The following is a 12838-nucleotide window of genomic DNA, read 5'->3' as shown; positions in this document are numbered from 1 at the left end:
TTATTTTTTATTCCTTTGTTTTATTCTTTTTATTTCCTTTTGTCCGCTCCTTTGTTCTGCCTTCCTTTGCTCCGGCTTTCGGTTTTGTTTCATATGCTTCATAAGCCTGAACAATCTTTTGTACGAGCGGATGGCGCACAACGTCTTTACTTGTCAGATTGCATATCTTAATGTCCTCTATCTGACTTACGACCTTCACTGCGATATCAAGACCGGATACCTGACCGGATGGAAGGTCTTTCTGTGTTGCATCACCTGTAATAACAACTTTCGATCCAAAGCCAATTCGTGTCAGAAACATTTTCATCTGAGCCGGTGTTGTATTCTGTGCCTCATCTAAAATAATAAATGCATTATCAAGCGTACGTCCCCGCATGTAGGCAAGAGGCGCAACTTCTATCAGACCTTTCTCCGAATTCTTGATAAAACTGTCTGCACCCATAATCTGATAAAGTGCATCGTAAAGCGGTCTTAAATATGGATCAATTTTACTCTGCAGATCCCCCGGAAGAAATCCCAATTTCTCTCCTGCCTCAATTGCAGGTCTTGTCAGAATGATCCTTCCCACCTCATTATTTTTAAATGCAGTAATTGCCATCGCCATTGCCAGATAAGTTTTTCCGGTTCCCGCCGGTCCAAGTCCAAATACAATCATATGATCCCGAATTGCATCCACATATTTCTTTTGTCCTAATGTCTTAGGCTTTACCGGTTTTCCCATGATTGTATGACAAATAATCTCTTTATCAATTTCGACCAGCGTACCGCTTTCATTTTCCATTGACAGAGCAAGTGCATAATTCACATTTTGTTCCTGAATCTCATTGCCGCGCACAGAAAGTTCTGTCAATTCTTTTAACACAGACTTTGCACGGTTCGCCTGCGCCGGCTCACCGATAATCTTAATTCCATCTGCACGGGGAATGATGCTGACATGAAGTGTCCGTTCAATTTTCTTTACATTTGCATCAAACTGGCCAAATACATTTTGCTCATGTCCGCTCGGAATTTCTATCATTGTTTCGAGAATACTCATTTATTCCTCTCCTTTTATATGATCAGTATCTTTGACGGCCTGCACCGTCTCCCCGACAGTTTTGATGACCGTCAGAGTTCCCTTTGCCACAGCATTGCCGTGATCTTTGTATATTTTAACATTATTTTCAAGAATTTGAACCCCTTTTTTCTTTAATTCTTTGCAAAACCGATCAAATTCTTCTGTCATTTTCCTGCGAATCTCAGAATCCGCATATTCTGCATCGGAAAATGTATATGCCCGGATCTCTTTTAAGCCAATCCTGATTGGAAGATCAAAGTGTTCACCGATTCTCAATGTTTTCTTCTTCACATACGTTTCTGATTCCGGAAACCGGTGAAACAATATCCCTGCCTGAATCGCATATGGACCGGCTTCCAGTAAAAGCGCTTTCCTTTTCTGCCCGGTATACACTTTCTTTTGATATGCTATTTCCATCCGACTTTCGTATGGAATTTCCGTTTGAATGTAAATATCTGCATCTGCAATATGATATTGATAGCCGGTAACTTCCTTATTATCATCCAGTACAGGTACCGATCCGGACACAAGCAGATCCCCTTTTTTAATTTCGCTTCCTGCTTCCATCTGCGGCACGCCTTTCCGTGTAATCATTTCTGTAATAATACCATCTGCGTCAGAAATAATATCTGCCGGCGCCTCAATCTCTTCTTCTGGTTCTTCCCGGATCATATCCATATTTTCCTTCATCTGCACGAAAAGCCTTGTTCCCTGAATAGAAGCAGAAACCCATATCACGTCATCATATTCGCTGCGGATTGCTTTCACAATCTGCTCACAATCAATCTTACGTTTCAACATTCCATGACAAATATCCTTTGACGCAAGAAACTGCAGCATCCCTTCATCGGTATGAGAATAATTACCGCTAATGTGGATATTCCAGATCCGAAGTGACATGAGATATACAAGCAGCAGGCAAAGTATCGCACCTGTAAAAAATGCCTGCCGTTTTCGATTTCGGTTTAGAAAAAAAGGAAGTCCTCTCCGCTCCAGAACTTTTATCTTCATATTTGATTTCCGAAGAATCGGTTTTAATTTTCGAAAACTCTTAACCGATAAGTACATTTCATAAGCGTGTCCGCAAGGTCTCAATCCCCACAGACGGATTTGATGATGACTGCACAGATTCAAAAAGCGTTCCGGAGAATACCCGGTTATCCTGATTCGCACATATCCCCGGATATACTGAATTAATTTTACAATCATGAAACTCCTTTCCGGCATTAAGACAGCGGCGGGTATTCAATACTTTTAATACGTCCGCTTACTTTCATTTCATCATTCGTAAAAAAATCTATCTGCATTCCTTCACCTGTCACTTTAATCTGACCGGCTTTTGTACGGATGCGAATCAATACATCTGTATACTCTAATAAGCCGCCATAATTCTCAATATGAAGTTCTATCTGTCCAAGCATGGTAACAATCGGAACTCCAAGCACCACATCTTTCGGCATATTTACGGCATCTGCCATCCTCGCTCTTCGAAGATTTTTTTCCTGGTTATGTGTCTCACTCATAAGAAATGCCATACCTATACTTTTACTGTAGTATATGTATGGCATTTTCAATTATGATTCAAAACTGATTAGATTTCTAATCAGCCCCAATATCGACAAAAAAGTTTCTGCATCTCCCGCTTTGTACGAATATACTGATGATATCCCATTCCGCGTACGGCCCGGTTAATATTCTGCTTGGATGTCTTGAAAATCTCTGCCAGTTCTGTTTGTTTCGGCGGCTCTTCATATCCTGTTTTTAAAATCGTAATCTCCATAATCATACTTTGAAGCGATTTCCAACGCTGCTGTACAAAATCACACATATGAAGACTTTCATTCAAAAAAGAAAGTTGATCTTCATGTGTATCTGCCATTACAAGGATCCTTGATACTTGATAGTCATTCTCATGCTGCAGACTGTTGAGGGCTTTCTTTGCATATTCATAAGCCGGTCCCGCAGCATTTCCCCCGGATGGCAAAAGAGCTGTGAGCATCTCTCCAATCCCAACACCAAATCTTACCGGTATTTTTCGAAATCGAAATTGAATAATATCAAGAATCTCTAAGACATGTCTGCCCGTATAAAAAAATCCACAAAACTTTCCTTCTTCCGTTGGTATCAGATCTGATGCGATATCTTCCTTATAGTAGGTATTAATATACTCCAACGTGCGCATAAGGTCTTCCCGAATCTTCTCCTGATCATCTGATTTTTCCGAAAACAGCATTTCTCCTATTACCGCATAATACATAAAATGCCCCCTTTTCTCTGATAGTTTTATCATACCACCAGAGTCCAAAAAGTCAACCAAAAATTATTTACATATTTATAATTTGCCCGTTTTTCCATTCATTCAGCAGAATTTTAGTCAACTATTTTTAATAGACTTTTTGTAGATTTGTTTTTCTGTGATAACCATGTCTGCCGCAATATCAGATACTTCCTGTGGAAGCACATCTGCAATCTGACATGCATACGCCAGCCCCACACGCCTGCAGCCTGGAACGTGTTCCAAATATCGGTCATAGTAACCTCCTCCATAACCGAGTCTTCTCCCATCCGCGTCAAACGCTACTCCGGGCAAAATCATTAGACTCTCTTCCGAAGGCGATGCTTCCACAATTCCCTGACGTAAAACCGGCTCCAAAATCCCAAACGTTCCTGATATCAAGTCCGCGCGGGAATGGATCTCAAAAAAACGCATCTCTCTGCCAAATACTCTCGGAACATATAAATGCTTTTGCTCCAGTAAAATTTTGTCAATCAACGCTATCGTCTCTACCTCCGACCGAAAGCTCACATAACAGAAAATATCAACCGCCTGACGATATTCTTCCAACCCGCAAAGTGTCTGGCAGATCTGTTTACTCTTCTTCTTTCTCTCGTCCTTAGATAATGTATCTCGCAAATGCAAATACCTTTTTCGCTCTTTTGCTTTCCATTCTGCCAGATGCAATTTTTTCCACCTCATTCCAAAAATCTTTCAGCTGATTTCTTATCATTATTCTATAAATTTTAAAAGGTCTGCAATGTGATCAATTTTTTCTGTTCCGGAAACAGCTCCAAATCCATAGGCTGCAAATATAAATGGAACTCCCGCTTCTCCGGAAGCTTCACAGTCTCCGGCAGTATCTCCCACATACACCGGATCCGTCAGCTGATTCCGTTCTACGACTGCCTTAATATTCATTCCTTTACTCTTTTTTGTATTTCCGTAACATTCAATATCTGTTACATAAGCCTCCAGATCTGTCTTTCTCAGGAACTGCTCAATATATCCGGACTGGCAATTACTTACAATACAAACGCGGCATTTCCCGGATAACGTAATAAATGTGTCTCGCATTCCTTCATAGCACAGATCTTCTTCACATGCCTCCAGATAACTGTGTTCATATTCGCAGCAGAATTCCATAATTCTTTCCCGCTCTTCCTGAGTAAGTTCCGGAAACAGATCCTCTGCAATTACATTCATCGGTTTCCCAAACTCCCGCTTCAAAATCTCGCCTGTAATATGGTTTGCTTCCATTCCCGCCGATGCGACTGCCTGATTCCATGCCTTTGCTACGACATCCGTTGTATCCCATAAAGTTCCATCCACGTCAAAAATAATATCTTTCATTCTCATTCCTCCATCTTTTTCCACAAATTATAAAATTGCTCTTCTGATTTTTGCTAAAAGTTCACCTGGAATTAATTTAGCATTTCAGAAGAGCAATTTCAATAAATTTATCTGATTCGTTATAAGAATTTTACCAAAGATGCATCGCATGCTGCATTACAAGAGAAACAATCGTGATTCCGATCCAACAGCAAAGTCCCATGAAAATCGGCTTTCCGCCACTTTTGATAAGCTTTACTACATCTGTATGGAATCCAATGGCTCCCATTGCCATAATAATAAAGAATTTTGACAGTTCTTTCAAAGGTACAAACATTTCCGCCGGGACTCCCATCGCAGTCGCCGCTGTCGTAATAATACTTGCGCCGATAAAAAACAAGATAAAAAACGGAAATACACTTTTTAAAGATACTTTCTCTCCGTCTGTTCCTTCTTGCCTTTTTGTCCGCAAAAAGGCAAGCACTAATGTAATCGGAATAATTGCAAGTGTCCGTGTCAGTTTTACCGTTACTGCTTTGTCAAGTGTCTGACTCCCCAAATGGTATATGCTGTCCCAGGTGGAAGCTGCTGCCGTAACAGAGGATGTATCATTGACTGCCGTTCCCGCAAAGATTCCGAATGCTTCTCCCGATGTTGTGGAGAATCCAAGCGCACCTCCTAACGCCGGAAAAATTAAAGCCGCAAGAATATTAAACAAAAAAATAACCGAAATTGCCTGCGCCACTTCTTCATCATCTGCATCAATGACCGGAGCTGTTGCTGCAATAGCTGAGCCTCCGCAAATGGAAGAACCTACTCCTACTAACGTAGAAATATTTCCGGGGATATGCATTGCCCGATGAAGTATATATGCGATTATGAGGGATGTTCCGATTGTACAAAGAATAATCGGCAATGACTGTTTCCCGGTTTCCAAAACCACCTCCAGATTCATACCAAATCCGAGCAGGATAACTGCATATTGAAGTATTTTTTTTGAAGTAAATTTAATTCCCGGAGCAAACGTCTCTTTTTTCTTTATCATTGGCGCCAGCGCCATTCCGATTAAAATCGCAAACACCGGTCCCCCAATGATCGGAAACTGTTTTCCCAACAGGAAAGATGGAACTGCCAATGCAGCACACAGCAATACACCTTTCCAGCTTTGTCTCATTGTATTCATAGATACTGCCTCCCTAATGCTGCGCCGCATGGATGGCTGCAATCGTACCATCTGCCACTGCAGTTGAAACTTGTCTTACCTGTTTTACACGAATATCACCAACTGCATAGACACCGGCAAGTTCTGTTTCCATAGTTTCATTTACCGGAATAAATCCATTTTCCAGAGTAAGTTCCTGATATAGCTCTGTATTCGGGACTGTTCCTGCATAGACAAAGATACCACACCCCGGATCTTCGATTGTTTCCACAGCTCCTGTCCGTTCATCGGCAATTTCCAGCGATTCTACCTGATCTACACCATAGACTCCGTGAAGTCTTGAATGAAGCCTAAGTTCCATATTCGGTGTTTGATTTACTTTGTTGCGAAATTCTGCAATACATCCCAACTGCTCTTCAAAATGAATGATTGTCACTTTCGCTGCATATTTAGAAAGATACAGCGCTTCTTTTATCGCTCCATCTGCTCCGCCCACTACATAGACATGTTTTCCAACATACTGCGCGCCATGCTTGGCTGCGTTTAACGCCATTCCTCTTCCGGCAAGTTCCTGTTCTCCCGGTATTCCCAGTTTGCGCGGTGAAGTTCCATTCGCAAGAATTACTTTTTCGGCTGTATAGGTGCCGGAGTCTGTTACAATTACTTTCTTTGCTTCTTTTAAATGTACTTCTGTCACTTCTGCTTTTATAATCTCCACACCTGCGTCTTCTGCCTGGCATCTCATACGGTCTGCAAATGTTTTTCCCGTTTCATTCTCTACAACTGCTGTATAATGTGTTACAGTCGAAACCTTTCCAATCAGTCCACCCACTTCGTTTTTTTCAATAATTGCTGTTTTCATCCCACGGCTGACTGCGTAAATTCCCGCACTGATTCCTGCCGGTCCTGCTCCGATAATAATTACATCATACATAGTAAACTCCTCCTTAAACGATATTGCATTTCTTTCATTCATAGTTTTTCCTTACACGAATACTATATGATAGTTTTATCATTTTGTAAAATTATAATAAATGATAATTATATAAATTTATCTTATGGTAAAATCGTCCACAAAAAAAGGGCATCCGATGCCCTTTTCTATGATTTCAAAAAAACAAGTTCTTTTGATGAAGAATACGCTTCTGCATACTGATATCCGGATTCCTGAAATTTTTTCACACCTTCCAGTGTGTCAATCTGATTCGCTGCAAGCCAGGCACACATCTGACCACGAGCCATTTTGGCAAAAGTTCCCTTTACTTTTATCACTCCGTCCACTTCTTCTCCAAAAGTGCATGTGACGAAGGAAATATCTTTCTCCACATACGGAGCAATCGCACGGCTGTATTCTTTTGACGCAAGATTTAAAATAACTGCAGGATCTTCCGAACGTTTTTCCTGCTTTGCCTCTTCATGAATTTCTTCCGCCAAAACACGATAGATATCTTCTCCCCAAAACTCGTACAAATCTTGTTTCCCATTGACTTCCAGTTTCGTCTGCATTTCCAGGCGATATGGAACAACACCATCTGCCGCATTTAATATACCGTAAAATCCACTTAAAATTTTCAAATGTTTTTGAACATACTCCCACTGCTCTTTTGTAAAAATCTGCGGTGCCATATTAGAAAATGCCAGCCCCTGATAGGTCAGCACGGCCGGAGATAACCCGTTTCTTAAATCCATGTTCTGATAACGTATATAGTTCTCCTCTGTAATGCGGTCATTTGCGCGAAACAGCTCTTTGAGTCCGGCTCGGTCAAATTCCCGCATCCGGGCAAGTATCTGTTCCGTCTTATCCAGAAGCGGCGGCAATGATCTGGCTTTCATAAAATCATTTGCCGTCTTCATTTGTTTTGCAGGTGAAATAATGATTTTCATTTTCTTCTCCTTTTCCCGGAGCCTTTCCTTGCAGAAGACAACAATCTGTCTTCTTACAATTACAAACTCCAGGCTTCTTCATCAATTCGTTTGTCACGAAAATAATATTCTCTGTCCTTATCTCCGATTTCGCGCAGTACCCGGCAAGGGTTTCCGACAGCGACAACATTTGCCGGAATATCTTTTGTCACAACACTTCCGGCGCCGATTACAGTATTATCTCCAATGGTAACTCCCGGAAGAATCACTGCATTAGCGCCAATCCATACATTGTTCCCAATATGTACCGGACAGTTAAACTGCAATGCTTTCTTTCTCAGAGAAGGTTCTACCGGATGTGCTGCTGTTGCAATCGTAACATTCGGTCCAATCATAACATGATCTCCAATAAATACTTCTCCATCGTCTACAATTGTTAAATTAAAATTTGCATAAAATAAATCTCCGATATGGACATGATGTCCACTCCAGTTTGCATAAAACGGCGGCTGGATATAACAATCTGTACCGCAGGACGCAAACATCTTCTTCATCAGTTCTTCTCGCTCTTTTACTGCGCTTGACGGTAATGAATTAAATTCTCCGAGCATATCCAGATACGGAAATTGTTCTTCCATAATTTCCTCATCATTTGGATTATAAATCATCCCCGAAAGCATACGTTCTTTCTGTGTCATTTTTTCTCCTTCCTTTTATGAATATTGTTTTAAAATGGTATCAATCAGCCTGGAAGCATCTCCTCTCGACATCATTTCCAAATCTTCCGAAAGTTCTATCCCATACCATCCGGAAAGCTTCTGCAAATATTCCTTCTGCTTCCATGTAATACGCTGTTCCTTCTTCGGTCGATAAAACAATGGCTGCGGTTCAAATAATTTCGGCTCTTTCTCTTGAAAATAATGTCCAAGACAGTGATATAACTTTGCTGTTGCCAATGCGTCATGATAGGCTCTGTGCGCAGCCTGATTCTCAATCTGATAGTGTTCACATAATGCTCCGAGGCTTTTTGACTCCAGATCTTTATGTACCTTTCTCGCAATCTTCAGCGTATCAATTCCGGAATGTTCAAATCTATGGCCGTATTCCTTTGCATAGATTTTCATAAATTTATAGTCAAACATAATATTATGTCCTATCAGCACATTTTCCCCACAGAACTTCATAAAGGCCGCTATAATTTCTTCTGTCGGTCTTGCATTTGCCACCATCTCATTCGTAATTCCTGTCAGATTTGTAATCAATGGAGAAATAGGCTCCGGCGGCTTCACAAATTGCGAAAAACGTTCCTGTACTTTTCCATCAATAACTTTCAGCGCGCCAATTTCAATAATATGGTCTTTTGTTTCACTCAGCCCTGTTGTCTCCAGGTCAAATGCCACATACGTCTTTAACAAGCGAAATCCCCCTTTCTGCTGCTTAACAAAGTGCAGCAGCTTTTCTCCCATTATACTGCGATTCAGATTTTAGGACAATCCTGTTTTACATTCTTGTTTCAGAACAATTCTATCCATGATCGTTGAAAATAATTTATAAAATCCAAGTGCATACAACGCACCGCACAAATTATGAAAAATCCGAAAAAAAATTGCTCCATCCACACCGAGGAACGTCATTGCGATTGACATTGCACCCCAGGAATTAAATACCGCCTGCCATCCATAACTTGCCGACAGACCGACTCCGATTCCTCCCAGCACCCCAATATATTCATACATCCATTCCGGCAGTATCATATATAACAGGAGGAATGTAACGCCTCCTAAAATATTTCCCGGGATTCTCCCCTGTATCCTCTTTTTCATGTCTTTCTGAAATAGCACAAGTACAGACATGACCGCAATGGCAGCCCACATCACGCGCGGAAGTCTCAGAAGACCAAAGAGAAAAATAATTGATGAAACCCCAAGTGTCACACAAATCTGCCATCTTGTGCGGGAAGAATTCAGATGAAATTCCTCAAAAATATGACGCAAACTTCTTTTATAAGTACAATTTCTATGGTTTTTGTAAAAAACGATTCCCGTCATCAGGCCACCCACAGCCATTGCGCCAATCCTAAGCAGATAACTCCTTCCCGACACATCATATCCATACAACAGAAGATATCCAAGCAGCAATGTGGATTGATTAAACATTACAACATTATGACATCCAAGCAGCATCAATACAAAAATACAGACACTATTCACAAGCAGCTCTGTCAAAAGATTTCCTGCATTTGCCAGACGCGGTCCAAATGTCATAATCCCCCATATCATCATCAAAGAACTAAGTGCATGAGGCGCGTGAATTCCAAGATCTGCAAATCGAAATGCCATTACACTCAACAGCACCACTACTCCCACAATACTATTATCACTTCCAAAGAGAATACTAAATCCGGTCACAAATGCAACGCAGAATATAAGCGTCAATAATATCTTACATCCATAGACAAAAATATGATATCCTTTTTCCTTTCGGCCTTCTGCCTGTTTGATAAGTTGCTTTGAACCCGCCTGGTTCAATTGCAGTTCCTGATAAAATGTCATTCATGTTCCTCCCTTGTTTCTAAACTTATCGGGGAGGCATTATATCATTCGCTGGCATATTTGTCAATTATTTATGATATGGTTCCCCGTTAATGATACGGTAACTTCGATAAATCTGTTCCAGCAAAATGACACGCATCAGCTGATGCGGAAACGTCATCTTTGAAAAACTCAACGCATAATCTGATCGTTTCAGCACTTCCTGCCCAAGTCCGATGGAACCTCCGATTACAAAACAAATATGACTGATCCCCTGTATACCTAGTTTTTCTATCTTCCCGGCAAATTCCTCTGAAGAAAGTAATTGCCCTCCGATCTCAAGCGTAATAACAAATGCATCTTCTTTTATATATTTTAAAATACGCTCTCCTTCCTTATCCCGAATGTGATTCTCTACCACTTCACTGGCCTGATCCGGCGTCTTCTCATCTGCCACTTCCACGATTTCCAACTTACAATATTTGCTCAGCCGTTTGCTGTATTCTGCAATTGCATCTTTTAAATATTTTTCTTTTAGTTTTCCAACAGTAATCACGGTAATCTTCATTAACTTTTTCTCCTTCTTTCCTCTGTTTTATTATTCAACAGAAAAAGGGGCTGTCGGTTAATACCGATTTTTAGGCTCTAAATCTCAAAATACGAATCTCCTTTAGAAATCAGTGTTTTTCGCACCTGATCTTCTATGAGAGATTCGTATTTTGTCTTTTTCGTATGTATTTTTGGGCACAAAAACCCCTCAACCTGCATATTTAAACGTACACATTTTCTAAGCAACTGTTTCTTCGATTTTTTTCTCAAATTTTTGGATTTTTTCATGAAGAAAACGATGGTATTTATTTATATTTCTTCCAATCGCATACAGCATGAATTCTTTATATACTTTTTCGGATGTCCGGTAATTGAATCGGCGGAAACTGTCATTTTCTTTAATGTCTCCAAAATGTCCCTCTGTCTGGATGGAACGAATCTGACGATTTAAGATCCCTTTCTCACTCTGGATGTTTTTATGGGATTCTTCTTTCAAAGCTTCCCATTGTTCGTTGATCTTCATCACTTTATTTTTCTCTCTATCTTTTTCGGCATCATATTTATAGAGACATTTTGCTTTATGTTCACAACCACTGCAGTCTGCACATCCATACACTTCAAAGGTTTGTGTATAACCAGTCTGTGCTTTTGTTTCTGTTCGGATATGATGCAATTCTCTTCCGTCATGGCAAATATAATACAACTCATCTTCAAATATCTGCGTTTTCATGTTGTAATATTTTCCGATTTCTTCTGTATACGCACGTGTTTTCCGTTTTTCATGATCCTGCAGCTTGATATAGCTGGAGATTTTATGTTCTTTTAAGTACAGTAGGTTTCTTTCGCTGCAATACCCGCTATCTGCTGTCACTTCCTCAAGAATATCCCCAAATGCTTTTTGATGTTTTTCCAAAACCGGAATCAACGTATTATAATCTGTCCGATCATTGCTGACATAAGTCTGGACAATGAAATAATTCTCTACTGCAATCTGAACATTATATGCCGCTTTTAATTGCCCGTTCAGCATATGATCCTCTTTCATCCGCATAAAAGTAGCTTCCAGATCTGTTTTGGAATAACTGTTTCTGTCTGTTCCCATGATCTCAAAACACTCTTTATATCCCATAAGACGTTCACCACAGGCTTCCAATTCTTCGTAAAGCTGCTGGATTTCCGATTTTCTTTTTCCTTTTCCATAAACAAATGTAATCTGTTCCTGTTCTGCTATCTGTATCAGATTTTTTTGGAGCTTCAGTATCTCCAACGGAGAACAATTGTCAATCTCTATGATTGTATTATTGGATAACTTTTTATGTTTTGTCAGTTTTCTTTTTCGGTTCTTTTCAATGACATCCCGTACTTTCTCCATTCCTTCGATCACGAATATATGTGCATGGGGAATGTCATATTTGATGCCATACTCATTTTCATCAATCAAAACGTTATACTTTTGATACAATAAATCAATAGTATCCAGTAGTCCTGCAAGATGATAATTGATTGTTCCTCTCCAGACAAACGTATAACGGTTCGCATTGGCTTCTATTTTTGTACCGTCAATAAAAAGATTTTTTAGTGTGATGAATCCTTCTTTTTGCAGGCGACGAAGAAACTGATAATTCAGCTCATCCAGTACATCAGCGGTCAGTTTCTTATTCTTGAAGTCATAAAAAGCATCCCGTTTCGGCTTCTGACCTTTCGTAAGCCAGATAAAGGCGAGATCTCTTTCACATAATTCTACAATACGGTCAACAGCTCTTATCCCACGCATGTTTGCGTAAGTAACTACAGCATACATCATGATTGGGTTGTACCCGGTTCTTCCCTTATCAGAACAATTGGCTAATAAGCCAGAAAAATCTAACTCCTCCATCACTTTTTTCAGGGTATAGACTGGATCGTCGTCTGGTAAACACAATTCGAAGAAACTGAAGTTAATTTTCTGTTGCCCTAATTCAAAAAAATCGTTATAATAGTCTTTGTTTAGCATAGTTCCATTATAACATGGAACGGAGAAAATGATGGTTGTCGTTAGCCATCTTTTTCTCTTTTTATGGAAAAGTTTC

14 protein-coding genes are annotated in these 12838 nt (G+C 40.1%); all 14 read right to left on the bottom strand.

From position 1 onward, the window contains the following. Window positions 1-7: 7 nt before the first annotated feature. Window positions 8-1036 carry a PhoH family protein gene (locus KFE17_02660; GenBank protein QUO32672.1) on the bottom strand — a complete coding sequence of 343 codons (1029 nt, stop codon included), beginning with the start codon at window positions 1034-1036 and terminating at the stop codon, window positions 8-10. Beyond that, a complete protein-coding gene (locus tag KFE17_02655) occupies window positions 1037-2266 on the bottom strand; it encodes a sporulation protein YqfD (protein QUO32671.1) in 1230 nt (409 codons plus the stop codon). It abuts the gene before it with no gap. 17 nt (window positions 2267-2283) lie between these two features. Further along, complete coding sequence (yqfC, locus tag KFE17_02650; protein QUO32670.1) at window positions 2284-2592, bottom strand: sporulation protein YqfC; 309 nt, start codon at window positions 2590-2592, stop codon at window positions 2284-2286. Between the two features lie 68 nt (window positions 2593-2660). Beyond that, on the bottom strand, window positions 2661-3314 hold the full coding sequence (locus tag KFE17_02645; protein ID QUO32669.1) for a hypothetical protein: 654 nt from the start codon (window positions 3312-3314) through the stop codon (window positions 2661-2663). 117 nt (window positions 3315-3431) lie between these two features. Then, the gene (locus tag KFE17_02640; protein ID QUO32668.1) at window positions 3432-4034 is read right to left on the bottom strand and encodes a 5-formyltetrahydrofolate cyclo-ligase; all 603 of its coding nucleotides are present in this window, start codon (window positions 4032-4034) and stop codon (window positions 3432-3434) included. Window positions 4035-4064: 30 nt separating this feature from the next. Further along, complete coding sequence (locus tag KFE17_02635; GenBank protein ID QUO32667.1) at window positions 4065-4685, bottom strand: HAD family hydrolase; 621 nt, start codon at window positions 4683-4685, stop codon at window positions 4065-4067. Between the two features lie 130 nt (window positions 4686-4815). Continuing rightward, a complete protein-coding gene (locus KFE17_02630; protein QUO32666.1) occupies window positions 4816-5847 on the bottom strand; it encodes a YeiH family putative sulfate export transporter in 1032 nt (343 codons plus the stop codon). A 13-nt stretch (window positions 5848-5860) separates the two neighbouring features. Continuing rightward, window positions 5861-6760 (bottom strand): FAD-dependent oxidoreductase, encoded by a 900-nt coding sequence (locus KFE17_02625; protein QUO32665.1) that lies wholly within the window; start codon window positions 6758-6760, stop codon window positions 5861-5863. Window positions 6761-6927: 167 nt separating this feature from the next. Next, a complete protein-coding gene (yaaA, locus tag KFE17_02620) occupies window positions 6928-7710 on the bottom strand; it encodes a peroxide stress protein YaaA (protein ID QUO32664.1) in 783 nt (260 codons plus the stop codon). 59 nt (window positions 7711-7769) lie between these two features. Continuing rightward, entirely contained in the window at window positions 7770-8387 is a 618-nt protein-coding gene (locus KFE17_02615; protein QUO32663.1) for a sugar O-acetyltransferase, read from the bottom strand. A gap of 15 nt (window positions 8388-8402) precedes the next feature. Beyond that, a complete protein-coding gene (locus tag KFE17_02610) occupies window positions 8403-9104 on the bottom strand; it encodes a 3'-5' exonuclease (protein ID QUO32662.1) in 702 nt (233 codons plus the stop codon). Window positions 9105-9173: 69 nt separating this feature from the next. Further along, the gene (locus KFE17_02605; GenBank protein QUO32661.1) at window positions 9174-10241 is read right to left on the bottom strand and encodes an FUSC family protein; all 1068 of its coding nucleotides are present in this window, start codon (window positions 10239-10241) and stop codon (window positions 9174-9176) included. Between the two features lie 67 nt (window positions 10242-10308). Continuing rightward, window positions 10309-10788: a 23S rRNA (pseudouridine(1915)-N(3))-methyltransferase RlmH gene (gene rlmH / locus KFE17_02600; GenBank protein QUO32660.1), complete on the bottom strand. Its 480-nt coding sequence runs from the start codon at window positions 10786-10788 to the stop codon at window positions 10309-10311. Between the two features lie 219 nt (window positions 10789-11007). Then, window positions 11008-12762 (bottom strand): IS1182 family transposase, encoded by a 1755-nt coding sequence (locus tag KFE17_02595; protein ID QUO33597.1) that lies wholly within the window; start codon window positions 12760-12762, stop codon window positions 11008-11010. Window positions 12763-12838 lie beyond the last annotated feature (76 nt).

This window comes from Faecalicatena sp. Marseille-Q4148, assembly GCA_018228665.1.
GTDB lineage: Bacteria > Bacillota > Clostridia > Lachnospirales > Lachnospiraceae > UBA9414.
Note: the sequence above shows the minus strand (reverse complement) of the source record. Positions and strands in the feature narration are given on the sequence as shown.